General features: G+C 65.5%; 25 protein-coding genes. 13 read left to right on the top strand and 12 right to left on the bottom strand.

Going from position 1 to position 25,229, the window contains the following annotated elements; translation table 11 throughout:
- Nucleotides 1-8: 8 nt before the first annotated feature.
- The 7 genes from J2848_RS02770 to J2848_RS02800 form a co-directional block, all read right to left on the bottom strand.
- The gene (locus J2848_RS02770; protein WP_246194492.1) at nucleotides 9-1,937 is read right to left on the bottom strand and encodes a PAS domain-containing sensor histidine kinase; all 1,929 of its coding nucleotides are present in this window, start codon (nucleotides 1,935-1,937) and stop codon (nucleotides 9-11) included.
- Nucleotides 1,938-2,043: 106 nt separating this feature from the next.
- Nucleotides 2,044-2,934, bottom strand: a complete 891-nt coding sequence (locus tag J2848_RS02775; protein WP_149235445.1) for a VOC family protein — start codon at nucleotides 2,932-2,934, stop codon at nucleotides 2,044-2,046.
- Between the two features lie 110 nt (nucleotides 2,935-3,044).
- Nucleotides 3,045-3,971, bottom strand: coding sequence for an electron transfer flavoprotein subunit alpha/FixB family protein (locus J2848_RS02780; RefSeq protein WP_253568571.1), 927 nt, complete (start codon nucleotides 3,969-3,971; stop codon nucleotides 3,045-3,047).
- Between the two features lie 53 nt (nucleotides 3,972-4,024).
- A complete protein-coding gene (locus J2848_RS02785) occupies nucleotides 4,025-4,774 on the bottom strand; it encodes an electron transfer flavoprotein subunit beta/FixA family protein (RefSeq protein WP_253568573.1) in 750 nt (249 codons plus the stop codon).
- Nucleotides 4,775-4,811: 37 nt separating this feature from the next.
- Nucleotides 4,812-5,339 (bottom strand): thioesterase family protein, encoded by a 528-nt coding sequence (locus J2848_RS02790; protein WP_149233701.1) that lies wholly within the window; start codon nucleotides 5,337-5,339, stop codon nucleotides 4,812-4,814.
- 114 nt (nucleotides 5,340-5,453) lie between these two features.
- Nucleotides 5,454-5,846: a MerR family transcriptional regulator gene (locus J2848_RS02795; RefSeq protein WP_149233700.1), complete on the bottom strand. Its 393-nt coding sequence runs from the start codon at nucleotides 5,844-5,846 to the stop codon at nucleotides 5,454-5,456.
- A 114-nt stretch (nucleotides 5,847-5,960) separates the two neighbouring features.
- The gene (locus J2848_RS02800) at nucleotides 5,961-7,706 is read right to left on the bottom strand and encodes a long-chain-fatty-acid--CoA ligase (RefSeq protein WP_149233699.1); all 1,746 of its coding nucleotides are present in this window, start codon (nucleotides 7,704-7,706) and stop codon (nucleotides 5,961-5,963) included.
- 157 nt (nucleotides 7,707-7,863) lie between these two features.
- Here J2848_RS02800 and J2848_RS02805 point away from each other — a divergent pair, with 157 nt between their 5' ends.
- Genes J2848_RS02805 through J2848_RS02815 form a run of 3 tightly spaced genes read left to right on the top strand, consistent with a single transcriptional unit; the run spans nucleotide 7,864 to nucleotide 9,179 of the window.
- On the top strand, nucleotides 7,864-8,166 hold the full coding sequence (locus J2848_RS02805) for an SCP2 sterol-binding domain-containing protein (RefSeq protein ID WP_098739680.1): 303 nt from the start codon (nucleotides 7,864-7,866) through the stop codon (nucleotides 8,164-8,166).
- Nucleotides 8,167-8,216: 50 nt separating this feature from the next.
- Nucleotides 8,217-8,873, top strand: coding sequence for a DUF6134 family protein (locus J2848_RS02810; protein ID WP_149233698.1), 657 nt, complete (start codon nucleotides 8,217-8,219; stop codon nucleotides 8,871-8,873).
- Between the two features lie 21 nt (nucleotides 8,874-8,894).
- On the top strand, nucleotides 8,895-9,179 hold the full coding sequence (locus J2848_RS02815; protein ID WP_042702619.1) for a DUF1488 family protein: 285 nt from the start codon (nucleotides 8,895-8,897) through the stop codon (nucleotides 9,177-9,179).
- A 9-nt stretch (nucleotides 9,180-9,188) separates the two neighbouring features.
- Here J2848_RS02815 and J2848_RS02820 read toward each other — a convergent pair whose 3' ends face one another.
- Nucleotides 9,189-9,680, bottom strand: coding sequence for a flavin reductase family protein (locus tag J2848_RS02820; RefSeq protein ID WP_149233697.1), 492 nt, complete (start codon nucleotides 9,678-9,680; stop codon nucleotides 9,189-9,191).
- A gap of 280 nt (nucleotides 9,681-9,960) precedes the next feature.
- Between J2848_RS02820 and J2848_RS02825 the strand changes: the two genes are divergently transcribed.
- The 6 genes from J2848_RS02825 (at nucleotide 9,961) to J2848_RS02850 (ending at nucleotide 16,873) form a co-directional block, all read left to right on the top strand.
- A complete protein-coding gene (locus J2848_RS02825) occupies nucleotides 9,961-11,097 on the top strand; it encodes a flagellar motor protein MotB (protein ID WP_149233696.1) in 1,137 nt (378 codons plus the stop codon).
- Nucleotides 11,098-11,385: 288 nt separating this feature from the next.
- Entirely contained in the window at nucleotides 11,386-12,768 is a 1,383-nt protein-coding gene (locus J2848_RS02830; RefSeq protein WP_246194141.1) for a circularly permuted type 2 ATP-grasp protein, read from the top strand.
- Nucleotides 12,765-13,742, top strand: a complete 978-nt coding sequence (locus tag J2848_RS02835) for an alpha-E domain-containing protein (RefSeq protein ID WP_149233695.1) — start codon at nucleotides 12,765-12,767, stop codon at nucleotides 13,740-13,742. The genes J2848_RS02830 and J2848_RS02835 overlap by 4 nt, the downstream gene beginning before the upstream one ends.
- Nucleotides 13,743-13,811: 69 nt before the next feature.
- Nucleotides 13,812-14,561, top strand: coding sequence for an arginyltransferase (locus J2848_RS02840; RefSeq protein ID WP_149233694.1), 750 nt, complete (start codon nucleotides 13,812-13,814; stop codon nucleotides 14,559-14,561).
- Nucleotides 14,562-14,801: 240 nt separating this feature from the next.
- A complete protein-coding gene (locus J2848_RS02845; protein WP_149233693.1) occupies nucleotides 14,802-15,341 on the top strand; it encodes a TRAP transporter small permease subunit in 540 nt (179 codons plus the stop codon).
- 20 nt (nucleotides 15,342-15,361) lie between these two features.
- Complete coding sequence (locus J2848_RS02850; protein WP_149233692.1) at nucleotides 15,362-16,873, top strand: TRAP transporter large permease; 1,512 nt, start codon at nucleotides 15,362-15,364, stop codon at nucleotides 16,871-16,873.
- A gap of 88 nt (nucleotides 16,874-16,961) precedes the next feature.
- Here J2848_RS02850 and J2848_RS02855 read toward each other — a convergent pair whose 3' ends face one another.
- The 4 genes from J2848_RS02855 to metC form a co-directional block, all read right to left on the bottom strand.
- Entirely contained in the window at nucleotides 16,962-17,447 is a 486-nt protein-coding gene (locus J2848_RS02855) for a PRC-barrel domain-containing protein (protein ID WP_149233691.1), read from the bottom strand.
- A 126-nt stretch (nucleotides 17,448-17,573) separates the two neighbouring features.
- Complete coding sequence (locus tag J2848_RS02860; protein WP_149233690.1) at nucleotides 17,574-18,257, bottom strand: calcium-binding protein; 684 nt, start codon at nucleotides 18,255-18,257, stop codon at nucleotides 17,574-17,576.
- Between the two features lie 561 nt (nucleotides 18,258-18,818).
- Nucleotides 18,819-19,253 (bottom strand): phosphoribosyl-AMP cyclohydrolase, encoded by a 435-nt coding sequence (gene hisI / locus J2848_RS02865; protein WP_149233689.1) that lies wholly within the window; start codon nucleotides 19,251-19,253, stop codon nucleotides 18,819-18,821.
- Nucleotides 19,254-19,282: 29 nt separating this feature from the next.
- Nucleotides 19,283-20,461 carry a cystathionine beta-lyase gene (metC, locus tag J2848_RS02870; RefSeq protein ID WP_149233688.1) on the bottom strand — a complete coding sequence of 393 codons (1,179 nt, stop codon included), beginning with the start codon at nucleotides 20,459-20,461 and terminating at the stop codon, nucleotides 19,283-19,285.
- Nucleotides 20,462-20,852: 391 nt separating this feature from the next.
- On the opposite strand from metC, the gene J2848_RS02875 reads away from it, so the two are divergent.
- The 4 genes from J2848_RS02875 to J2848_RS02890 all read left to right on the top strand — a co-directional run bounded on the left by J2848_RS02875 (nucleotide 20,853) and on the right by J2848_RS02890 (nucleotide 25,216).
- Entirely contained in the window at nucleotides 20,853-21,872 is a 1,020-nt protein-coding gene (locus J2848_RS02875; protein ID WP_109443430.1) for an amino acid ABC transporter substrate-binding protein, read from the top strand.
- Between the two features lie 216 nt (nucleotides 21,873-22,088).
- Nucleotides 22,089-23,288, top strand: coding sequence for an amino acid ABC transporter permease (locus tag J2848_RS02880; RefSeq protein WP_149233687.1), 1,200 nt, complete (start codon nucleotides 22,089-22,091; stop codon nucleotides 23,286-23,288).
- A 5-nt stretch (nucleotides 23,289-23,293) separates the two neighbouring features.
- Entirely contained in the window at nucleotides 23,294-24,400 is a 1,107-nt protein-coding gene (locus J2848_RS02885) for an amino acid ABC transporter permease (protein ID WP_149233686.1), read from the top strand.
- A gap of 30 nt (nucleotides 24,401-24,430) precedes the next feature.
- Nucleotides 24,431-25,216 (top strand): amino acid ABC transporter ATP-binding protein, encoded by a 786-nt coding sequence (locus J2848_RS02890; RefSeq protein WP_149233685.1) that lies wholly within the window; start codon nucleotides 24,431-24,433, stop codon nucleotides 25,214-25,216.
- Nucleotides 25,217-25,229 lie beyond the last annotated feature (13 nt).

Below are 25,229 nucleotides of genomic sequence, written 5' to 3' on the forward strand. Positions count from 1 at the left end.
GCGGGAGGTCAGCCGAGATCCGGCGCCTGCCGCGGCACCCGCAGGATGAAGACGGCGCCCTGGCCGGGGCTGTTGCGGACGCTCAGCTGCCCGCCCAGCGTCTGAGTCGCCAGATTGTAGGCGATGTGCAGCCCGAGGCCGACGCAGCCGGCATGGCGCGCGGTGGTGAAGAAGGGGTCGAAGATCCGCGGGAGATCGGCTTCGAGGATGCCCTGGCCGTCGTCCTCGTGCACCACCTCAATCCAGTCGTCGCCGTCGGCATGGATGTCGATGACGATCAGGCCGCTCTGCTCGGGCCGGAAGGCGTGGGTCAGCGAGTTGCGCACCAGATGGGTCAGCACGCGGGCGAAGGCGCCGGGGAAGCTTTCCAGCTGAAGCGCCTCCGGGCAGGCCAGCTCCACCCGGTGGCCGGAGGAGCCGATCTGCGTGTGCAGGCTCAGCAGCACGTCCTCGGTGTATTCGCGCAGGTAGAAGGTACGGCGCTCGTCGCCGGTCTGGTCGGCTGCCACCTGCTTGAACATATGGACCAGCGTGGCGATCCGCTCGGTGTTGCCGACCAGCAGTTGCCCGGCCTCCTGTGCCACCTCAAGGAAGCCGGCCAGCGCCGAGCGGGTCAGGGCGTTGGCGGCGAACTGGCGCTTCACGTCCTCCGCCCGGCTCAGCAGGTGTGAGGCGGTGGTGAGCGCCACGCCGACCGGCCCGTTCACCTCATGCGCCACCCCGGCGACGAGCTGGCCGAGGGACGCCATCTTCTCGGTCTGGACCAGGCTGTCCTGGGCCGACTGCAATTCGCGATAGGCCTGCTCCACGCGGTCCTTGGCGGCGCGCAGGGCGTCGGCGGCGCGCGCCCGCTCGGTGGTGTCCAGCATGACGCCGAACAGGTGGGTCAGCCGCCCATCCAGATCGAATCGGGGGGCACAGGAAGAGGAGACGTAGCGGACCTCGCCCACCGGATCGATCACCCGGTATTCAACATAGACGCGGCGCGAGTTGCCGATAACGCTTTCCAGCATGTTGCCGAAGGACATCCGATCGTCGGGGTGGAGGATGCCCAGCAGATTGTCGAAGGTCGGTTCGAACCGGTCCGGATCCTGGCCGTAGATGCCGAAGGCTTCGCGGTTCCACACCAGTGCGCCGCTGTGGATGCCGTACTCCCAGTAGCCGAGATGACCGGTGCGGTAGGCCTCCTCCAGCCGTTGCTTGGCAGCTTCCAGCTGGGCCGCGGCCTCTGCCCGTTCGGTGCTGTCCATCAGCACGCCGAAGAGGTGGGTCAGCCGTCCGTCGGCATCCAGCCGCGGCGCGCAGGAGGAGGAGACGTAGCGGGCCCGGCCGTCCCGGTCATGGACGCGGTATTCGACGTAGACGCGCTGAGGGTTGCCGACGACGCTCTCCAGCATGTTGCCGAATCGCGGCCGGTCGTCCGGGTGCAGGATGCCGAGCAAGGCATCGAAGCCGCCGGCGAAGCGGTCGCGGTCATGACCCAGCACGGTCAGTCCGGCGTCGCTCAGCACCAGCTCGCCGGTATGGATGCCGTATTCCCAGTAACCAAGCTTGGCGGTGTGATAGGCCTCCTCCAGCTTCTCGGTCGCCAGCGCCAGCCCACGGGCGGCGTGACGCTGGTCGGTGACATCCTCCATCGTCGCGATCCAGGGCGGGCCGCCGATACGCACCAGCAAGTCGCGGATGTCGCCGGAGATGGACGGCGCGGTCACCTCCCGCTCGGCACCCGGCGCGGCATCGGCAAGGTCGGCCGGAAAGGCGTCGATGCTGCCGTAACGGTCGAGAAAACGGCGGTTTCCCCGTAACCGCCCGTCTGCTTCGCGCATCAGGGCCGGAATGGGCAGGGCATCGAAGAGCGGGGCGAAGGATGCCGGTGCGGGTCCGGTCTCCTGCCCCGGAGCCCCCGTCACATCCATCGTCTGACCCGCTGCCGTCATGTGCATCTCCACAGTCTGCACCCGTTCACGGGCGCAACTGTCGGGGGACACTACACAAGCAACTCAACGGCTCCTATGCCCAATTCGGTGCAAATCGTCGCGAATTTCAGGGTATCAGGCTGTCGAGGTCGAAGTCCTGGGCGAAGGCGACCATGGCACCGCAGGCGCTGCCCGACCCGACCCGCATCACGCCGCCGCCGACCACGGTCGGGAATTTGCTTTTCTGCAAAGCCTGCTGGGTCTTCACCGGGTCGGCGACGCGCAGCACGAAGCCGGCGAAGAAGGGCAGGGTGGCCTTGGCGAAGGCCGGATCGGCGGTCCAGGCCCAGTGCAGCCGGTCCGGCGTGGCGACCAGCACGGGGACCTGACCGTCGCCCCGTTGCGCCGGCTCCACCACGCGGGCGGAGCCGCGGTCGGTGACGGTGCTGCCGAGCAGCCGCGCATAGGTCGCAGCCACCGCATCGGGATCGGCGGCGGCGACCACCAGCGCTTCCAGCCCGATGGCGCTGTTGGCATGCTCCAACTGGTCGGGGCGCCAGACCAGATCGGGCGTGTGGTGCTGGCACAGGAAGACGCGGCCAGCCGGGGTGGCCGCCGGGTCGATCTGGGTGATGGTGAAGGTTGCGTCACGACTGCCGCCCGGCAGCTCCACCGGCCGGCCGAAATCGACGGGGTCCGACGACGGGAAGCCGGCGGCGGTCAGCGGCCCGGCGGCGGCGCGGGCGTCCGGCGTCTTCAGCGCGATGGCAGCGATCCCCTCGCGCTTACGCAGAAAGGCGGCGTAATGGGCGTTGACCGGCCGCTGTTCCTCGATGCCCAGCAGTTCCAGATAGGTGCCGGTCGGGAAAAGGATGGTGTGGTTGGCCGACTTCAGTTGGGTGTGGTGGCCGCGCGGCGTTACGGTGAAGCCGAGCCGGGCGTAGGCGTCGCGCGCCGCGTCGAGGTCGCGGGTCGCGATGACCAGATGGTCCAGTCCGGTGATGCCGTCGATGCTCATGGCGTCCTGCCGCTGTCGGGTTGCTATGTCGCCAGCGATAGAACAGCCGGCCCGCCGCGGCAAGCGCGAAGCGGCCGGGCCTCCGCGCGGGGAAGGCCCGGCCTTACCGGTCAAAGCGCCTGCTGGAGTTCCGGCAGGGCCTTGAACAGGTCGGCGACGAGGCCGTAGTCGGCGACCTGGAAGATCGGTGCCTCTTCGTCCTTGTTGATGGCGACGATGATCTTGCTGTCCTTCATGCCGGCGAGGTGCTGGATGGCACCCGAGATGCCGACGGCGACATAGAGGTCCGGGGCGACGATCTTGCCGGTCTGACCGACCTGATAGTCGTTCGGCACGAAGCCGGCATCGACCGCCGCACGGCTGGCGCCAACCGCAGCGCCCAGCTTGTCGGCGATCGCTTCCAGCAGGGGAAAGTTGTCGCCCGACTGCATGCCGCGCCCGCCGGAGATGACGATGCGGGCCGAGGTCAGTTCCGGACGCTCCGATTTCGACAACTCGGCCGAGACGAAGCTCGACAGGGCGGGGTCGGCGACGGCGGCGACACTCTCGACCGGGGCGTTACCGGTGATGGCGGCAGCCTCGAAGGCGGTGGTGCGGACGGTGATCACCTTCACCGTATCGGCCGACTGCACGGTGGCGATGGCGTTGCCGGCGTAGATCGGCCGCTCGAAGCTGTCGGCGGAGACCACGGCGGTGATGTCGGAGATCATCGCCACGTCGAGCAAGGCGGCGACGCGCGGCAGCACGTTCTTGCCCACCGAGGTGGCGGCGGCCAGGATATGGCTGTAGCCGGGGGCGAGCGAGACCAGGAGGGCCGTAACCGGCTCGGCCAGCGCGTGCTCGTAGGCGGCATCGTCGGCGAGCAGCACCTTGGCGACGCCGGCCAGCTTGGCGGCCTGCTCCGCGGCGGGGGCGGCGTTGCGGCCGGCGACCAGGACATGAACGTCGCTGCCGAGCTTCCCGGCGGCGGTCACCGCGTGGGCGGTGGCGGGCTTGAGGGTGACGTTGTCGTGATCGGCGAGGATCAGGATGGGCATGGGAGATTCCTGTGTCGGGCGGGATGTAGGACTTGGGACACCGAGGCCAGTCCTCAGATTACCCGCGCCTCGTTCTTCAGCTTGTCGACCAGGGTGGCGACGTCCGGCACCTTGATGCCGGCCTGACGCTTCGGCGGTTCGGTGACCTTCAGCGTCTTCAGCCGCGGCGTCACGTCGACGCCCAGGCTGTCCGACGTGATGGTCTCCAGCGGCTTCTTCTTGGCCTTCATGATGTTGGGCAGCGAGGCATAGCGCGGCTCGTTCAGGCGCAGGTCGGCGGTGACCACTGCCGGCAGCTTGAGGTCCACCGTCTCCAGGCCGCCGTCGATCTCGCGGGTGACCGCGACCTTGCCGTCGCCGGCAGCGATCTTGGAGGCGAAGGTGCCCTGGCCCCAGCCGAGCAGCGCCGCCAGCATCTGGCCGGTCTGGTTGCAGTCGTCGTCGATCGCCTGCTTGCCGAGGATGACGAGGCCGGGGGCCTCCTTCTCGACCAGTGCCTTCAGCACCTTGGCGACGGCCAGCGGTTCGGTCGTCACATCGGTCTGGACCAGGATGGCGCGGTCGGCACCCATGGCAAGAGCGGTGCGCAGGGTTTCCTGCGCCTGCGCCGGGCCGATGGAAACCACCACGATCTCGGTCGCCTTGCCGGCTTCCTTCAGGCGCACGGCCTCTTCGACGGCGATCTCGTCGAAGGGGTTCATGCTCATCTTCACGTTGGCGGTCTCGACGCCGCTGCCATCCGCCTTGACACGGATCTTCACGTTGTAGTCGACTACTCGCTTAACCGGCACCAGAACCTTCATGACGGCGTGTCTCCTCTCTGATGGTTTCTTGTACGATTCACGCGGCGGACAGGGTCTGTCCGCGCAGGCCAGCGACAGCATCGGGGATCGGCGGGGAGGCGGTGGTGGTGCCGAGGGCCGCCAGAACCTCGGCCGGGGCGACCACCCCCTTGGCGCTGACGAAAGCGCCCTGAACGACGGCCAGCGCCGCCAGCCCGTCCCGCGTCTCCATGCGGTGTTCGATGAAGATGTATTTGTCGTCCCAGCACAGCACCCGGCTGGCCAGGGTGAAGCGCTGGAATGGCCGCAGCGAACGGCGGTAGCGGATGGTCGCTCCGCCCAGAACCGGTTGCCAGCGGTTGCGCAGGATCGCCGGACCCAGGCCGACGCGGATCATAAGGTCGGTGCGACCCAGATCCATCACGCTGAAATAGCGCGCGTTGGTCATGTGCAGGTTGATGTCCAGGTCTGTCGGCCAGACCCGGAAGCGCAGCGTCGATGGCTCCAGCAACCCGGCACGGCGACCACGCCATGCGGAGACTGTGGCGGCGACGGCAACGGCCAGCAGACGGAAGATCAGGTTCATGCCCGATCTCCCGGCCATATGGCTTTATCGGCGGCCCGCGGCTGTCGCTGTCCCATCATGCTCCGATCTCCCCTCGCCAGGCCGATCGGAGCGCTTTCGGGGGCGCCCGACCGGTCAGCTGTCCTTCGCGGCGGATTTCAGCTCCGCCAGGGTGCTGTTGACCTGCTGTTCGATGTCGCGCAGCTCCTGCACGGTGGCTTCCAAGTCCTCTCGCTGCTGGGCGAGGTCCTTCAGCCGCTTCTGCACGCGCTTCAACAGGTTCTTCTGCTGTTCGACCCCGCCATTGACGTTGTAGAGGTCGAGATATTCGCGGATTTCCGCCAGCGAGAAGCCCAGGCGCTTGCCCCGCAGGATCAGCTTCAGCCGGGCGCGGTCGCGTTTCGTATAAACCCGGTTGTTGCCGACGCGGTTGGGCGCCAGCAACCCCTTGACCTCGTAGAAGCGCAGAGCCCGCGGCGTGATGCCCAGCTCTTCCGCAAGCTGGTTGACCGTGTAGAGCTGTTCCATCCCTGGGAAGACCTTTTGTTCGTGTCCGGCACAATGCGCCTTCCGTCTGGTAGCACAGCTGCCGTCGCGTGATAAGGCTTCCCTTTACGTCCGGGTCAACGCGGTGACTTCGGGTCATCCTCCGTTCGATAGCGCCTGCTGCGCCTCGGCGATCAGCTCCTTCTTCGACAGCTTGCCGACGGCGGTCTTCGGCAGTTCCTCGCGGAACTCGATGGCCGTCGGCATCTCGATTCGGGAGATCTTGTCGCGCAGGAAGTCGCGCAGAGCGTCCGCCGTTAGGCTGGCGCCGGGCTTCAACTGCACGAAGGCCTTCGGCGTCTGGCCGCGGTAATCATCGGGCAGGCCGATGACGCAGGCGGCGACCACGTCGGGATGCTGGTAGATCGCCTCCTCGATCATGCGCGGATAAACGTTGTAGCCGCTGCAGATGATGAGATCCTTCAGCCGGTCGAGCAGGAAGACATAGCCGTCCTCGTCCATCGTCCCGACGTCGCCGGTCAGCAGGAAGCCGTCGACCACGGTGCGGTCGCTCTCCTCTGCCCGGCCCCAGTATCCGGCCATTACGTTGGGTCCGGTGATTGCCACCTGTCCTTTCTCGCCGATGCCGAGCTTGCGGGTCGGGTCCTCCAGGTCGCGGATCTCGATGGCGATGCCGGGCAGCGGCAAGCCGATCGACCCTTCCTTGTTGATGCCGTTCAATGGGTTGGCGGCGCAGACGGGAGAGGCTTCCGACAGGCCGTAGCCTTCGATCAGCACGCAGCCGGTCGCCGTCTCGAACTGGCGCTTCAACTCCATCGGCAGTGGCGCGCCGCCGGAGATGCAGTAGCGGATCGAGGTCATCGGATAGCGGCCGACCTGCGGGTGACCCAGCAGCGCCTTGTACATGGTCGGCACGCCGGGAACGAGGGTCGGCCTGCGCTTGGCAATGGTCTTCAGCACCTGTTCGGTCTCGAAGCGCGGCAGCATGATCAGCTCCGCCCCGCAGGCCAGCCCCATGTTCAGCACCACGGTCATGGCGAAGACATGGAAGAAGGGCAGCACGGCGAGTACCCGCTCCTTGCCCAGGGCAACGTCGGGGAACCATGCCTGCACCTGCCGCGCGTTGGACAGCAGGTTGTGGTGGGTCAGCATCGCCCCCTTGGGGACGCCGGTGGTGCCGCCGGTGTATTGCAGCACGGCGACATCACGCAGCCCGTCGATGCGCACCGGGCGCAGCGTCCCGTCATTGGCCAGCAGGCTGCTGAAATCGACATGGCGGTCGTCGCGCGGCACGGCGGCAAGCTCGCCGCGCTTCAGCACGCTGAACAGCGCTTTCTTCACCGCGGGCAGGATGGTCCCCATGCGGCAGACGACGATGCGCTTCATCGGCGTGCGCGCCAGCATCGCGGCGACGCGCGGATAGATCTGCTTCAGGTCCAGCGTCACCATGATCTCGGTCTGCGAGTCGGTGATCTGGTGCTCCAACTCCCGCTCGACATAGAGCGGGTTGTAGTTGACGACGGTCCCACCGACCTTCAGCACCGCGAAATAGGAGATGACGTAGGTCGGGCAGTTCGGCAGGCACAGGCCCACCCGCACCCCCGGCCCGACACCCAGATCCTGGAAGCCGCGGGCGGCGCGGTTCACCAGATCCAGAACCTCGGCGTAGCTGTAGCGGCGGCCCATGAAGTCCAGGCAGGGACGGTCGGCATAGCGCGCGGCCGCTTCCTCGAACAGCATGTGCAGCGGCATCGGCGCGAACGGCTGGTCCCAGGCGACCCCCTTGGGGTAATGCGCCAGCCAGGGATGGGCGGCGTCTTGTGCAGCGTCGTTTATGGCGGTGGTGGGCGGGTTGGCGCTCTGCGCAAGCGGCTCGGGCATGGTTCGCTCCCCTTGGCGGTGGCGCGTTCCGGATCACCTGACAGCCGGCTTCAGGGGCGGCGGGCGTCTGAAACGCTTTCGTTATGACGTTGACGTAAACGTAATGCGAGCCTACTGTCAAGACCAGTCCTACGAACAATCCTGAGGGCACGCTTTCATGGTCGACGACATTCTGCAGGAACTGCGCAGCCGCAGCGGCGATCTGCGCTCGCTCAACGCCTCGGTCCGCTTTCTGCTGGGCAAGGAGGGGGAGGTGATCCGGGTCGATGGCCGTGCCAGCCCGATCAGCATCAGCCGTGAGGATGCCGAGTCCGACTGCACCATCCGCATCTCGCCGGAAAACCTGCAGAAGCTGATCAACGGCAAACTGAACCCGATGCTGGCCTTCACCATGGGCAAGCTGAAGGTTGAAGGATCGATGGGCGTCGCGATGAAGCTGGCGCAGCTGCTGGACGATTGATCGAGCGGCCGGAAGAGCCGCCAAACACACTCAACCGGGAGGAAAAGACTATGACGACGATGCGCAGCAAATGCGCCACCCTGTCCGCTGCCCTGATGGCGACCACGCTGCTGACCGGCCTGTCGGGAACGGCTTCAGCGCAGGCGACCGCGCGGACACTGAATTACCAGATCCTGATGGGCGAGGACCCCATTGGCAGCGAGCAGGTGAAGATCGAGCCGCAGGGCGATCGCACCAAGGTCACCGTCACTGCCACCACGCGGGTGAAGGTGCTGTTCATTAACTTCCGCTACGACCACAAGCGGGAGGAGATGTGGAAGGGCGGGGTGCTCGAATCGATGAGCGCCACCACCGACGATGACGGCACTCCGCACAAGATCGAGATGGCGCGCGATGCCGGCGGCTACCGCCTGACGGTGGACGGCAAGGCCCAGCAGGCGGCGGCGAACGTTCTGCCGCTGACGCTGTGGACGCCGGAGGTGTTGAAACACCGCGAGCTGCTGTCGGTGATCGACGCGGCCCCCTACAAGGTGGCGGTGCGCAAGGTCGGGGCGGAGACGGTTGAGGCCGGCGGCAAGGCGCTGGAAGCTGCGCATCACCGCATCGAGGGCGATGTGGAACGCGACCTGTGGTATGCGGCGGACGGCACGCTGCTGAAGACGCGCTTCAAACGCAGCGGCTATGATATCACCTATGTCCTGAAGTGATTTCTGCCTATTGAGGACCCGATGCCCATCTTCCTGTTTCCCGACGATCCCTTCTGGAACGAGGAGGCCGACGCCGTGGAGTTCGCGGTGCAGGTCGGGGAATATCAGGGCCGGGTCTTCGTCACCCGCCGCACCTTGCAGGGCATCGTCGGCCATACGCCCAAACCGGACGAGGCGGTTCAGCAGGTCTGCATGAACCGCCCCCTGTTCGAACGCGCAACCGAACAGCGCATCATGGCCCGCGCGCTCGACCCTGACGCCAACATCCACCTGACCGGCCGCGACCTGCACCGCGCGGCCGGCTGAGGAACACGATCAGCCCAGCCGGGCGTAGCGGCCGCGGAAATACAGCAGCGGGTCGCCGCTTTCGCGCGAGGTCAGCTTGCGGACGCGCCCCACCACGATGACATGGTCGCCGCCGTCCAGCAGATGCTCGCGGTCGCACTCCAGCGTGGCGAGGCAGCCGGGCAGCAGACGGACGCCGCCGCGGCCGGTGACGACCTCAAGCCCGGTCCACCGCTCCTGCAGATCGCGGCGGGAGAAGCGGTTGGACAGTTCCTCCTGATCGGCGGCCAGGATGTTCACCGCGAAATGCGGGGCGGAGTTGAAGGCCTCGAAGGACATCGCGGCACGGCCCAGGCAGAACTGCACCAGCGGTGGATCGAGCGACACCGACGAGAAGGAGTTCACCGTAACCCCCAGCGGCAGCCCGTCGGGTGCGATGGTGGTGATGACGGCGATCCCGGTGGCGAAGCAGCCGAGGGCGGAGCGGAACGCAAGGGGATCGATCGGCTGGTCGGTGATCATGACGTCCTGTGGTGTGGGCCTGCGTGGAGGGGAACTGCTCTGAACAGCCTTTGGAGGGGCCGAAGGTGACACACAAGGTAGGAAATACCGGGAATTAATCCAGCACGCCACCCGGCGCAAGCCGCATCTCCGCCCCATCCCCGACCCGGACAACGTCGTTAAACGGATCTTAATGAAACCCGGTCAGGGTTTTGCCGCGGCAGTCGGCCGCCGCGTCCACCGCGGCGCGGCGCGCGAAAATCGGCCTTGAGGGCCGCGAACCATTCGCCACGGCCAGGGCATGAGCGGGAATTCCGGCGGCAACGAGCAGCCGATCATCATCAAGAAGAAGAAGGGCGGGCACGGCGGCCACCATGGTGGCGCCTGGAAGGTGGCCTATGCCGACTTCGTGACCGCGATGATGGCCTTCTTCCTGCTGCTGTGGCTGCTGAACGTCACCACCTCGGACCAGCGCAAGGGCATCGCCGACTATTTCTCGCCGGTATCGGTCAGCCGTGAGCAGTCGGGTTCCGGCGGCATGCTGGGCGGCAAGACCATCACCGTGCCGGGTGCGCAGGTCTCTCCCAGTTCGCCGATGTCAGCCGACGTGCCGGTGTCGGGACCGCCCGGCTATTCGGCGCAGCAGACCGAGGATGCCGACGACCCGACCGAGACCACCGCCGGCCCTGGCCAGGGCACGGGTCCCGGAAAGTCGGCCAGCGGCACTGCCTCCAATGCCGACGTCGCCGACCAGAAGCCGAGCGAAACCCGCGCCGAGTTCCAGAAGCGGATGGAGGAGATGGCCAAGCAGCTGGGCATCCCCGGCCAGAAGCCCGGCGAGAAGCTGTCCGACTTCGGCGAGCGGGTGAAGGAAGCGATGGACAGCCTCCAGGGTGCCGCCAAGGAGGCCCGCCAGTTCCAGCAGGCCGCCACCGAGATCCGTCAGGCCATCCAGTCGGTGCCGGAATTGGAGCCGCTGGCCCAGAACCTGATGATCGACCAGACGCCGGAGGGCTTGCGCATCCAGATCGTCGATCAGGACCGCGTGTCGATGTTCCCCGGCGGTTCGGGCCAGATGTATCCGCAGACCCGCCAACTGGTGCAGCAGGTGGCGAAGGCGCTGTCCAAGCTCCCCAACAAGCTGTCGATCAGCGGCCACACCGATTCTTCGCCGTTCCCGGCCGGATCCGGCCGCGACAACTGGGATCTGTCGACCGAGCGGGCCAATGCCACCCGCCGCGCCCTGCTGGCCGGCGGCATCGACCCGACGCGAATCCAGGACGTGGTGGGCAAGGCCGATCGCGACCCGCTGGTCGCCGACCAGCCCAACAGCCCGCGCAACCGCCGCATCACCATGGTCCTGCTGCGCGAAACCCAGGCGGCACCCGCGGCCGGCGGCCAGTCCGGGGGCGGCGGTGCTCCCACCAAAGCACGATAGCGCCTCCACGCTACCGGTACTTTGGCGCTATTTTCCGCAAGCGCCCGCATCCGAATTCTTGCTTTGTCGTCGCGTTGCACAACGGCACGCGCGTTTGCCCTGTTCAAAGCGCGCGGCGATGGGTCATACTTCCTACACAATGCGACATGGCCGGGGCGATGCCGCCCGGCCCGCGATGATCGGTCAGATACAAGCGCGGGGGAGTCTGTGAGCGTACCCGAGGGCAAACCGTCCGACCTTTTGTCATCCTACAATCCTGGCCTGTACTTCGACGAGCTGTTCGGAGCCATGGATTTGCCGGCCGAACATACGGCGCTCATACGCCAGAGGCTGGCCGCACTCGATTTCGATGAGCTGCGCCGCCGCGCGCAGGATGCGGAACGGGAGCTGTACAATCTCGGCATCACCTTCATCGTCTATTCCGACAAGGACGCCGTCGACCGCATCCTGCCGTTCGACGTCATCCCGCGGGTGATCTCCGCACCGGAATGGAAGCATCTGGAGGCGGGCGTCACGCAGCGGGTCGCCGCGCTGAACCTGTTCCTGCACGACATCTATCACGACCAGAAGATCCTGAAGGACGGGGTGATCCCGCGGGATCTGGTCGAAGGGAACCACAATTTCCGTCCGCAGATGATCGGGCTGGACGTTCCCTTCAACACCTACATCCACATCATGGGCACCGATCTGGTGCGCGACCGCCATGGCACCTTCCGCGTGCTGGAAGACAACGGCCGCGTTCCGTCGGGCGTCTCCTATGTCGTGGAAAACCGCCACATGATGCAGCGGGTCTTCCCCGACCTGATGCAGGACATCGGCATCCGGCCGGTCGACAATTACGGCCACAAGCTGCTCGATGCGATGGTGGAGATCGCGCCGGTCGACGACCCGCAGGTCGTGCTGCTGTCACCGGGCACCTACAACTCCGCCTACTTCGAGCACATCTTCCTGGCGCGCGAGATGGGCGTGCCGCTGGTGGAAGGGCGCGATCTGGTGGTGGATAACGACCGCGTCTTCATGAAGACGACCAATGGTCTGGCCCCGGTCCATTCGATCTACCGCCGTCTGGACGACGCCTTCCTTGATCCCAAGGCCTTCAACCCGGACAGCCTGCTGGGCGTGCCCGGCATTCTGGAGGCCTATCGCAAGGGCAACGTCGCGCTGGCGAACGCCATCGGCACCGGTGTGGCCGACGACAAGGCGGTCTACTGCTACGTTCCGCGAATGATCAAATACTACCTGGACCAGGAACCGATCATCCCCAACGTCGACACCCGCATCTGCCGCGAGCCGGACGCTCTGCAATACACGCTGGACAATCTGGCCGATCTGGTGGTGAAGCCGGTTGGCGAGGCCGGTGGCTACGGCATCACCATCGGCCCGCGCGCCAGCAAGGCGGAGTTGGAGGATTGCCGGGCCAAGCTGCTGGCCGATCCGTCCAACTACATCAGCCAGCCGGTCGTCGACCTGTCGGTCTGCCCGACCGTCTGCGACGACGCCATCGAGCCTCGGCATGTCGATCTGCGCCCCTTCGCCATCACCGGCAAGAGCACCTGGGTCCTGCCCGGCGGCCTGTCGCGCGTGGCGCTGAAGAAGGGCACGCTGATCGTCAATTCGTCCCAGGGCGGCGGCTCGAAGGACACCTGGGTTCTGGAAGGTGGTGCGGCATGAACCTGCTGTCCCGTTACGCCGAGTGCATTTTCTGGATGGCCCGCTACATGGAGCGGGCCGAGAATCTGGCCCGCATCCTGGACGTGCACGAAACCTTCGCGCGCGACACCCGCGGGGCCACCAACTGGTTCTCCATCGTCCAGCTGAACGCCGACGAGAAGGACTTCTTCAGCCGCCACGACCGCCCGACGGCGGAGGCGGTGATCCATTATTACATGTTCGACGGGCAGAACCAGAATTCGCTGCTGTCAATGCTGCGGATGGCGCGGGAGAATGCGCGGACGCTGCGCCCCTGGATCTCGACGGAGATGTGGACGCAGATCAACGTGTTCCACAACAAGCTTTTGGAGATGTCGGTCAAGGATGTGGCGACTCAGAACCTGTCCAAGGTCTGCACCTGGATCAAGGAGGAGTGCCAGACCCACACCGGCATCACCGAGGGCACCTTCTACCGCGACCAGGGCTGGTACTTCTACCAGATGGGCAAGTATATCGAGCGGGCGGACCAGACCACGCGCCTGCTCGACATCAAGTATCACACGCTGTTGCCGTCGCCGGTCGAAGTAGGATCCACCCTGGACGTCAGCCAGTGGACGACGGTCTTGCGTTGCACCGCCGGCTATCACGCCTTCCGCCGCGTCTATCCCCGCGGCATGTCGCCGGCTACCGTCGCCGGATTCATGCTGTTCAACGAGGGCTTCCCGCGCTCGGTCGTGATGTGCGTGCGGCAGATCGACGGCGTGCTGACGCGGATGCGCTCGCGCTATGACCTGCGCGGCGGCTCCGCGGCGATGGAGCGGGTGGACGAGTTGCTGGCCGCCCTGCTGTCGCGTCCGATCGACGCGGTTCTGCGCGACGGTCTGCACGAGTACCTCGACTGGATCCAGCAGCAACTGAACATCGTGACCACGGAGATCGCGCAGGCCTTCTTCGGGGTCCAGCCTCCTCTGGCGGTTCAGAGCCAGTCGCAGTAAGCTTGCGGCGGCGGAGGGGGCTGGCACTCCTCCGCCTCCTCGTCATTGTCGTGGTGGTTGTCGCTCAGAATGTCGGTCATCCAGCCGCCGCAGCGTCCATTGCAGCAATTCTTCCGGTCGGGGCCGATGCCCTGCCCCTATCTGCCCGGACGTGTGGAGCGCAAGCTGTTCACCCGCCTCATCGGTCCCTTTGCGACCGAGGTGAACTCCACCCTGTCACGGGCTGGTTTCCGCCGCAGCCACGATATCGTCTACCGCCCGGTCTGCCCCAACTGCCAGGCCTGCGTGCCGGTGCGCGTGCCGGTCGCGGAGTTCGAGCCGACCCGGTCGCAGCGCCGCGTGCTGAAACTGAACGAGGGGGTGACGCTGACCGAGCGGCCGGCCTATGCCACGTCGGAGCAGTACCGGCTTTTCTCGCTCTATCAGAATTCCCGCCACGGCGATTCGGACATGGCCCGCATGGCGATGGGCGATTTCGCCGCCATGGTCGACGAGGGCAGGGCGGACACCAACCTGCTGGAGGCACGCGACGAGCGCGGTCAGCTGGTCGGCTGCATGCTGACCGACCGGCTGTCGGATGGCTATTCGGCGGTCTACAGCTTCTATGATGCGGCCCAGGACCGCCGCAGCCTGGGCACCTTCATGATCCTCGGCCTGATCGAACGGGCGCGGCTGGCCGGCATGCCCTATGTCTATCTGGGCTACTGGATCGCCCACAGCCGCAAGATGGCCTACAAGGCGAAGTTCCACCCGCTGGAATGCCTTGGCGAAGACGGCTGGCGCCGCGTGGATATCGTGTCCGACGGCGACGCGGAGTAGGGGCATCGGGGCCGCCTGTCCCGTTCGCGATGCCTTCCCCACCGTCCGCCTACGTGATTCTACGTAGCTCCAACGTAGCCCTTGCCGCTGTGGGGCGGGAAAGGAATAGTCCCTTCAAATCCTATCTTTTGGTATACCCTCCGAACGAGAGAGGGTTGCGACCTGCCGCGGCTATGCGGCTGCAACAAAAGCAAAAGGGGACGGCCAAGGCCGCGCCCCCGCAACAGGGAGGTTTCTCCTTTGACAGGTCTGCTCAGACTAAGCGGGCTGATCGATGCCGTGAATGAAGGCATCGGCAAGCTTGCCTACTGGCTCGTGCTGGTCGCCGTCGTGGTCAGTTCGGTCAACGCGGTCATCCGCTATGCCTTCAATATCAGCTCCAACGCCTGGCTGGAGCTGCAATGGTACCTTTTCGCGGCGGTGTTCCTGCTGTGCGCCGGCTACACCTTCCTGCGCAACGAACATATCCGCATCGACATCGTTCTGGGCCGCTTCTCTCGGCGTGTGCAGGCCTGGGTCGACATCTTCGGCATCCTGGTCTTCATGTTCCCGATGTCGATCCTGATCCTGAAGCTGTCGCTCCCGATGTTCTGGGACAGCTTCCACACCAATGAAATGTCGAGCGATGCCGGCGGCCTGATCCGTTGGCCCGCGAAGCTTCTGATCCCGGTCGGCTTCTTCCTGCTCACCGCACAGGGTGTGTCGGAACTGATCAAGCGCATCGCCTTCCTCACCGGCCATCGTGACGAGCCGGGTGAGAAGATGCACAGCCATTCCTAAGGACCGGGAGCGCTCCCCAGATGGTAGAGTTCGTATCCGCCAATATGGCGCCGCTCATGTTCGGCGCCCTGGTGATTTTCCTGTTGATGGGCTTCCCGGTCGCCTTCGCCCTGGCGGCCAACGGTCTGGTGTTCGGCCTGATCGGCATTGAGCTGGGCCTGCTGACCCCGGCGCTGTTGCAGGCGTTGCCGGAACGCGTGTTCGGCATCATGCGCAACGACACGTTGCTGGCGATCCCGTTCTTCACCTTCATGGGCCTGATCCTCGAGCGATCCGGCATGGCCGAGGATCTGCTCGACACCATCGGGCAGCTGTTCGGTCCGATCCGCGGCGGTCTGGCCTATGCGGTGATCTTCGTCGGTGCGCTGTTGGCGGCGACCACCGGCGTGGTCGCGGCCTCGGTCATCTCCATGGGCCTGATCTCGCTGCCGATCATGCTGCGCTACGGCTATGACCGTAGGGTGGCCTCGGGCGTCATCGCGGCGTCGGGCACGCTGGCCCAGATCATCCCGCCGTCGCTGGTGCTGATCGTGCTGGCCGACCAGCTCGGCCGGTCGGTCGGCGACATGTATGCCGGCGCACTGATCCCCGGTCTGGTACTGACCGCGCTCTATGCCGGCTACATCCTGCTGACCAGCATCATCAAGCCGGAGATGGTGCCGGCCCTGCCGCCGGAGGCCCGCACGCTGCGCGGGGGCAAGCTGCTGCTGCGCGTCATTACCTCGCTGGTGCCGCCGCTGGTGCTGATCTTCCTGGTGCTGGGCACCATCTTCATCGGCATCGCCACCCCGACGGAGGGCGGCGCCATGGGTGCCGCCGGCGCCATCCTGCTGGCGCTGGCCAAGCGGCAGTTGAGTTGGAGCCTGATGCGTCAGGCGATGGACTCGACCGCCAAGCTGTCGTCCTTCGTGGTGTTCATCCTGATCGGCTCGACCGTCTTCGGTCTGGTGTTCCGCGCCGTCAACGGCGACCTGTGGGTGGAGCATCTGCTGATCGGCCTGCCGGGCGGCGAGCTGGGCTTCCTGATCGTCTGCAACATCCTGGTCTTCGTCCTGGCCTTCTTCCTCGATTTCTTCGAGCTGGCCTTCATCATCGTTCCCCTGCTGGGGCCGGTGGCGGACAAGCTGGGCATCGACCTGATCTGGTTTGGAGTGCTGCTGGGCGTCAACATGCAGACCAGCTTCATGCACCCGCCCTTCGGCTTCGCCCTGTTCTTCCTGCGGTCGGTGGCACCGAAGACCGACTATCTCGACAAGATCACCGGCAAGAAGATCGCGAAGATCACCACCGGCCAGATCTATTGGGGGGCGGTTCCCTTCGTGGTCATCCAGATCATCATGGTCGGTCTCGTCATCGGCTTCCCGCAGCTCGTCGATGCCGGCCGCGACAAGGGGCCGGCGATCAACCTGAACGACGTGAAGATCGAGATCCCGGCCTTCGACAACCAGGATGTGGCCCCGCCCTTTGGCGCCCCGGGTCAGCCGGAACAGAACCCGGCGGACGACATCATGAAGCAGCTTCAGGGCAAGTGACGGATTCCATCACGAAAGCTGGACAGGAAAAGGGGGGCCGGTTCGTCCGGCCCCCTTTGTTTTTGGTGCGTTTCCAGTTGGGAAAGGGTCAGCGTGTCGGGGTCGTCGCCCCGGCCCAGTTGGTCGGGGCATTGCCCGCCGGCAGAACCACTCCGCCATTGCCGAGCGATACCATGCGGTCGCTTCCGGCAACCGGCGGCAGGTCGGCGAACTGCTCCGCCGTCATGCCGGTGAGGATCACGGCCTGCCGGTTGCGGGCGTAGCGCAGATTGTCGCTGGCGACCGTCACCTTGTGCTCGTTCGGGAAGCGGGGGGCGCCCACGGTAATGATCGCCTGCTCCACCTGGTTGGCGGGCCCGATCACGAGGTCAGTAACGTTGCCAAGGATGCGGCGTCCGTCCGGCGTCTGCACGGTCAGTCCGACCAGTTCGACCGGCGGCTGGGTCGACACCTCCGCCGACGGGACGCCGCCCATATCGGAACTGGCGCAGGCACCCAATGTCAGAACCGGCAGGAGAGCAAGGACCGGCAGGGTGGGAAGCAGCGTGCGCTGGGAAAGGCGGCGATGGTCCATCGGTGTTGGCCCTTTTGCTGACGGCGCGGAAATATCCGCTTCCACAACAGCACGAGCGTGGCCGGAGGTCCCCCGCGCCGATGGAGTGATCCCATCGTCCGCGAGTGACCACCTCTTCCGGACAGGTCAGGTGAAGATATAATCGTGGCCGGCGGTCAGCCCGACCTGATCCACGGTCAGCGACGAGCCGTCGGCGAAGGTGAAGACCGATTGGAAGCCGCTGGTGGTCAGCGACATCTGGCCTGCGGTGTAGCCGTGGAACTCGATCTGATCGATTCCCCGCTCGAAGTAGTTGATGGAGTCCTGGCCAAAGCCGCCGGTGGCCTGCTCCATCAGGAAACGGTCGACCTGCCCGTCGGTGTAGCTGACCATCTGGTCGTTGCCGGTGCCGGGCCGGAACAGGTCGGCGCCGCCGTCGCGATAGCTGTCATAGAGCGTGTCGTTGCCGGAACCGCCGATCATGGTGTCGTCGCCGCGCATCCCCTTCAGGATGTCGTCGCCGGTACCGCCGTCCAGCCAGTCGTTGCCCTCTCCGCCGAACAGCTGGTCGTTGCCGCTGTCGCCCCACATCGAATCATTGCCGGCTTCGTTCCCGCCATAGGGGTCGCCGAGCCAGTCGTTGCCATCACCGCCATGCAGTTGGTCGTTGCCCAGCCCGCCGATCAGCGAATCATTCCCCCGTTCGCCGAACAGCTGATCGTTTCCGCCGGCGCCGTTGATACGGTCGTCCCCATCCAGACCGTCGAGACGATCGTCAAAGGCGGTGCCGGTCATGGTGTCGTTGTTCGAAGTCCCCCAAAACTGGCGCATGGCGTCTCTCCATCAGTGCCGTTAACGTGCTGTTAACGATTAACCAGATGTTAACCATGGCCCCGGGGCGGTCGAAAAGCGATAAAGGGGCAATACAAAGGGGGGCGGGCGAGATGACACAGATAATTGAAACTTGATCGAATTAAAAAAATGAAGTGTTTCTTTATTCGGTGCTTTTGTGGCCGAAAGCGGGAAATTTTTGTGATTGAATGAAGACTTTCTCTCCCATCCGGGCAGGTTTTGACCGGCGGAAGGGCACAAGTGCGGCTGACGAAGGCGATGCGCAGGCAGGCAAGGCGGTAGACCACAGGCCAAAGGCACTGTCGGAACGGATCGACCGGAAGAGGTGCAGCGGCGCGAACGGGTGCAGGGATCTCCGAATTTGCGGATTCCGGTGCTCGTGCAAAAAATAACCGGGCGTCCAAGGGGGCGCCCGGTGCAGTCATATACAGGGAGGGTTAGAGACAAGAAGGTGTGTATACCCTTCGGCGGGGGTGCGGCGTTGATGTGGATCAACAAACACTCCCGCGGCGGCGAATCACCTTACTCCCGGCCTGTCCGTCAGCCGTGGCTGTGTGAATGGCCACCATAGAGAATGGCGGGATCGGTCTCGACCTCCTGGATCGTCTCCAGTCGTCCTTCGCGCCAAGCGCGATAGAAGCAGCTGCGCCGGCCGGTATGGCAGGCGACGCCGTCCTGCTCGACGATCAGCAGCAGGGTATCGCCGTCGCAATCGACGCGGAAATCCTTCAGCCGCTGCATCTGGCCGGAGGTTTCGCCCTTGCGCCACAGACCGCTGCGCGAGCGCGACCAGTAGCAGACGCGGCCGGTGGACAAGGTCTCTACCACCGCGTCGCGGTTCATCCAGGCCATCATCAGAATCTCGCCGCTGCCCTCGGCCTGGGCGATGGCAGGTACCAACCCGTCGGCGGTGAAGTGGATGGTGTCCAGCACCTCTTCATAGGGGGCTGAATCGATCGACGGTGCGTCCGTCATGGCAAATCACTCCTCAACTGACCCGCCGCCTAGAGGGCGGCGGCCATCCGGCGGAAGCCGGCTTCGAGATCGCGGATCAGGTCGTCGGGGCTCTCCAGCCCGGCATGCAGACGCAGCACCTGTCCCGGATCGGTCCAGCGGGTGGCGGAGCGCACGGCCGCCGGCCGGGTCGGCAGGATCAGGCTTTCGAAGCCGCCCCAGCTATAGCCCATGCCGAACAGCTCCATCCCGTCCAGCATCGCCGCCAGCGCCTTGCGTGGCACCTGATCGATGACGATGGAGAACAGGCCGCTGGAGCCGGCGAAGTCGCGCTTCCACAGTTCGTGGCCGGGGAAGTCGGGGCGGGCAGGGTGCAGGACCCGCGTCACCTCCGGCCGGGCGGCCAGCCAGTCGGCGAGCGCCAGCGCGCTTTCCTGATGCTGGCGCATGCGCACCGACAGGGTGCGCAGGCCGCGCAGGCCGAGGTAAAGGTCGTCCGGTCCGCCGCAGACGCCGAAGCGGGTGGCGGTCTTCTTCACCACGGTCCAGCTTGCTTCGTCGCGGCAGGTGACGACGCCCAGCATGGCGTCGGCATGGCCGACCATGTATTTGGTCGCGGCATGGATCGACAGGTCGACGCCATGGTCAAAGGGGCGGAAGAACAGCGGAGTCGCCCAGGTGTTGTCGATCATCACCGTGGCGCCGACCGCCTTGGCCGCGGCGGCGATGGCCGGCACGTCCTGCACCTCGAAGGTCAGGGAGCCAGGCGATTCGAGGAAGACGACGCTGGTGTTCGGCCGCAGCAGCGCCGAAATGCCGGCGCCGATGCATGGGTCGTAGAACTCGACCTCCACCCCATAGGGGGCCAGCGTTTCCTTGGCGAAACGGCGGGTCGGGCCATAGGCGCTGTCGGTGATCAGCACATGGTCGCCGGCCTTGGTGAAGGAGGACAGCGCGATGGCGATGGCGGCGAGACCGGAACCGGTGTTCACCGCCCGGTACCCGCCCTCCAGCGCCGCCGCCGCCTCTTCGAATGCGAAGGTGGTGGGCGTGCCCATGCGACCGTAGTTCACGCTTGTCAGCATGTTCCGGTCGCTTTCCTCCAGCGCGTCCAGGGTTGGGAACAGCACGGTCGAACAATGATAAACCGGCGGATTGACGATGCCGTGGTTGTTCCGCGGATCGCGGCCGGCATGAACGAGAATCGTGTCCTTCGTGACGTCCTTCATCGACTGTCCGTTTGGCTGGAGCGGCAATCCGGCCCGTCCGATTCCGTCACCTGCGGAGCAAGCCCACAGGCGGCGGTGCGGGCGCGGCCGAACATTGTGTCATCCCGGACGCCCTGCCGCCATCGCGGATTGCGCGCAGCGACCATCAGGGGTTGGTATGTTCTGGTAACACCACCAATGCACAGAGGATTCGACAAGTCGGATCAAGTTGATACACTCTTGTCCCACGCGCATGGCTGCGTCGCGATCCTCACAGGACCGATCCAGGGGGATTGTCCTGCCGGATCACAAGGTGGATCAAATCCAACTTGGATCACGGGGCCGGCGTGACCAAGCGCGTCATCAGACCGCTCAAATGCGAAGAACGCAAGAACAGGGTGGAGTTCATAATATGAAGTCAGGGTTCCTGGCCGCCGCCGCTGCGGCCGTGGTCGTTTCCGCCAGCGCCGTCGCCGGTGCTGCCACGCTCGACACCGTCAAGCAGCGCGGCTTCGTGCAGTGCGGCGTGAACGCCGGCCTTCCGGGCTTCGGCAACCCCGACAGCGCCGGCAACTGGACCGGCCTGGACGTCGATTACTGCCGTGCCGTCGCCGTCGCCATCTTCGGCGATGCGAACAAGGTCAAGTTCACCCCGCTGTCCGCCCAGCAGCGCTTCCCGGCCATCCAGTCAGGCGAAGTCGACCTGCTGTCGCGCAACACCACCGCCACGCTGACCCGCGACACCTCGGTCGGCCTCAACTTCGCCCCCGTCACCTATTATGACGGCCAGGGCTTCATGGTTCCGAAGAAGCTGGGCGTGAAGAGCGCCAAGGAGCTGAACGGTGCCACCGTCTGCGTCCAGTCCGGCACCACGACCGAACTGAACCTCGCGGACTATTTCCGCGCCAACAACATGACCTACAACCCGGTCGTCATCGAGTCGAACGACGAGGTGAATGCCGCCTACTTCGCCGGCCGCTGCGACGTGCTGACGACCGACGTGTCCGGTCTGGCCGGCACCCGCGCCGGCGTCGCCCCGGTTCCGGACGACCATGTCATCCTGCCGGAAGTCATCTCCAAGGAGCCGCTGGCCCCGGCCGTGCGCCATGGCGACGACCAGTGGTTCGACATCGTGAAGTGGACGGTCTACGCGACCATCCAGGCGGAAGAGTTCGGCATCACCTCCAAGAACATCGACGAGTTCGCCAACTCCAAGAACCCGGACATCCAGCGCTTCCTCGGCACCTCGCCGGGCATGGGCAAGGCTCTGGGCCTGGACGAGAAGTGGGCCTACAACGTCGTGAAGAAGGTCGGCAACTACGCCGAGATCTTCGACCGCAACGTTGGCCCGGGCACCCCGCTGAAGCTGGAGCGCGGCCTGAACGCCCTGTGGACCAAGGGCGGCCTGATGTACGCGCAGCCGTTCCGGTAAGGCACGTTACCGTTCGAAGCGCCGCCCGCAGGCCCATTGCCGGGGGCGGCCTTCCGGTTCTTTAAGGAGCGGTCGCGAAGGGTGCCGGTGAAGCGCCCGCGCAGGGGACCGCATTGGGAGACATGTCGCATCCCCTACGGTGTGGGAAATGCCCGGAAGAACGTCCGGGACCGCGTGGGCACCGTATGGGGCGCGATGGTTGGGGGAGAGTAGTCCGTGGCGACCGAGACCCGGACCACCCAAGGCGCTCCGCCGCCGGGTGGCGTATCGTTTTCCCTCAGCGACCCGACGTTCCGCGCCATCGTCTACCAGATCCTGGTGGTCGGCGCGGTCGTCCTGGTCGGCTGGTTCCTGATATCAAACACGCTCGACAACCTCGCGCGGCGCTCGATCGCGACCGGGTATCATTTCCTGGAGCGTGAAGCGGCCTTCGGCATCGGCGAGTCGCTGATCGACTATTCGCCGAAGGACACCTATGGCCGGGCTTTCCTGGTCGGCGTGCTGAACACGCTGAAGGTGTCGATCATCGGCGTCATCCTGGCGACGATCATCGGCACGATCATCGGCGTCGCCCGCCTGTCCAGCAACTGGCTGATCGCCAAGCTGGCCTCGACCTATGTCGAGATCATCCGCAACATCCCGCCGCTGCTGCAGCTGTTCTTCTGGTACGCGCTGGTGTCGGACGGCCTGCCGCCGGTGCGTCAGGCGCTGAACCCGATCCCGGGCGTGTTCCTGTCGCAGCGCGGCCTGCGCGTGCCGGTCCCTGCCCCAGATCCGGTCTGGGCCAACATGGGCATCGCACTGCTGGTCGCCATCGTCGCCGCTTGGGGCGTGTCGCGCTGGGCGCGGGCGCGGCAAGCCCGCACCGGGCAGCCGTTCCCCGCGGGCTGGACCGGGCTCGGCCTGATCGTCGGCCTGCCGATCCTGACCTGGCTCGCCGGCGGCGCGCCGCTCGCGATGGACGTGCCGAAGTTGACCGGCTTCAACTTCACCGGCGGCGGTGCCATCTCGCCCGAATTCTTCGCCATCCTGACCGGCCTGACGCTCTACACCGCGGCCTTCATTGCCGAGGTTGTGCGTAGCGGCATCAAGGCGGTCAACTGGGGCCAGACCGAGGCCGCCCGCGCTCTCGGCTTGCCGAGCAGCCCGACCCTGCGTCTGGTGATCCTGCCGCAGGCGCTGCGGGTGATCGTGCCGCCGCTGACCAGCCAGTATCTGAACCTGACGAAGAACAGCTCTCTGGCGCTGGCCATCGGCTATCCCGATCTGGTGTCGATCGCCAACACGACCCTGAACCAGACCGGTCAGGCGATCGAAGGCGTGACGATGATCATGGGCACCTATCTGGTCATCAGCCTCAGCATCTCGATCTTCATGAACTGGTACAACAAGCGCATTGCGCTGGTGGAGCGGTAACGGCCATGACCGACAACGTGCAAAGCGTCGGCCTGCCGGACGAGCGTCCGCCGGCCAACACCGTGGGCCCGATCGCTTGGCTGCGGAACAACCTGTTCAACAGCTGGTACAACGCCATCCTGACCATTCTGGTCCTGGGGCTTCTGGCGTCGGCGATCCCGCCCTTCCTCAACTGGCTGCTGTTCCGCGCCCACGGCTTCGATGCGACCTCCACCGTCTGCCGGCAGGATGCCGGCGGCGCCTGCTGGGGCTTCATCAGCGAGAAGCTGCGCTTCATCATGTTCGGCATGTTCCCCTGGGAACAGCAGTGGCGGCCGCTGGTGACCATCGCCGTCTTCATCGCCCTGCTGGTCGCCAGCTGCGACCGTCGCTTCTGGAAGCCGTGGTTCGGGCTGGTCTGGGCGGCCGGGCTGGCGCTGGTGGCGGTTCTGATGTGGGGCGGCGTGTTCGGTCTGACCTATGTCGAGAACACGCTGTGGGGCGGTCTGCCGCTGACCATCATCCTGTCGGTGATCGGTCTGGCCGTGGCCTTCCCGGTGTCGATCCTGCTGGCGCTGGGCCGGCGGTCGAACATGCCTGCGGTGAAGGTGCTGTGCGTCACCTACATCGAGCTGATCCGCGGCGTGCCGCTGATCAGCCTGCTGTTCATGGCGTCGGTTATGCTGCCGCTGTTCCTGCCGAACGGGGTGTCGATCGACAAGCTGCTGCGCGCGCAGATCGCCTTCATCATGTTCGCCGCCGCCTATATGGCGGAAGCGATCCGCGGCGGTTTGCAGGCGATCCCGAAGGGGCAGTATGAGGCGGCGGACGGGCTGGGGCTCGGCTATTGGCAGAAGATGCGGAAGATCATCCTGCCGCAGGCACTGGCCATCGCCATCCCGCCGCTGGTGAATACCTTCATCAGCTTCTTCAAGGACACCTCGCTCGTCATCATCATCGGCCTGTACGACCTGCTCGGCACTGCGAAGGCCGCGCTGTCCGATCCGTCCTGGCGCGGTTTCTACCGCGAGGCCTATCTGTTCATCGGCGTGATCTACTGGATCTTCTGCTTCAGCATGTCGAAATACAGCCAGAAGCTCGAACGCGATCTCAATCGCGGCCATCGCCGCTAGATCCTCGCCGTCAAGGGAGATACGAGACCCATGTCCCAGGCCATGTCCCAGGGCACCAAGCCGAAGCACACCCTGAGCGGCGAGGAGATCATCCGCTGCACGGGCGTCAACAAGTGGTACGGCGAGTTCCACGTCCTGAAGAACGTCAACCTCAGCGTCCAGAAGGGCGAGCGCATCGTCGTCTGCGGCCCCTCGGGGTCGGGCAAATCGACGATGATCCGCTGCCTGAACCGGCTTGAAGAGCATCAGAAGGGCACGATCGTCATCGACGGGATCGAGCTGACCAACAACCTGAAGAACATCGAATTGGTCCGCCGCGAAGTCGGCATGGTGTTCCAGCACTTCAACCTGTTCCCGCACCTGACCGTGCTGGAGAACTGCACGCTGGCCCCCATCTGGGTCCGCAAGATGCCGAAGGCCGAAGCGGAAGAGCGGGCGATGAGCTACCTGAAGCGGGTGCGCATCGCTGAGCAGGCCAAGAAGTATCCCGGCCAGCTGTCCGGCGGCCAGCAGCAGCGCGTCGCCATCGCGCGGTCGCTGTGCATGAGCCCGAAGGTGATGCTGTTCGACGAGCCGACCTCCGCCCTCGACCCCGAAATGGTCAAGGAGGTGCTGGACGTCATGATCGGGCTGGCCGAGGACGGCATGACCATGCTGTGCGTGACGCACGAGATGGGCTTCGCCAAGTCGGTCGCCGACCGGGTCATCTTCATGGACCGCGGTGAAATTGTGGAGCAGGACACGCCGGACGCGTTCTTCTCCAACCCGAAGTCGGAGCGCACGCGCCTCTTCCTCAGCCAGATTCTGAACCACTGATCGCCAAGGCGGA

The sequence above is a fragment of the Azospirillum lipoferum genome (genome assembly GCF_024170005.1).
GTDB classification, from domain to species: domain Bacteria; phylum Pseudomonadota; class Alphaproteobacteria; order Azospirillales; family Azospirillaceae; genus Azospirillum; species Azospirillum lipoferum.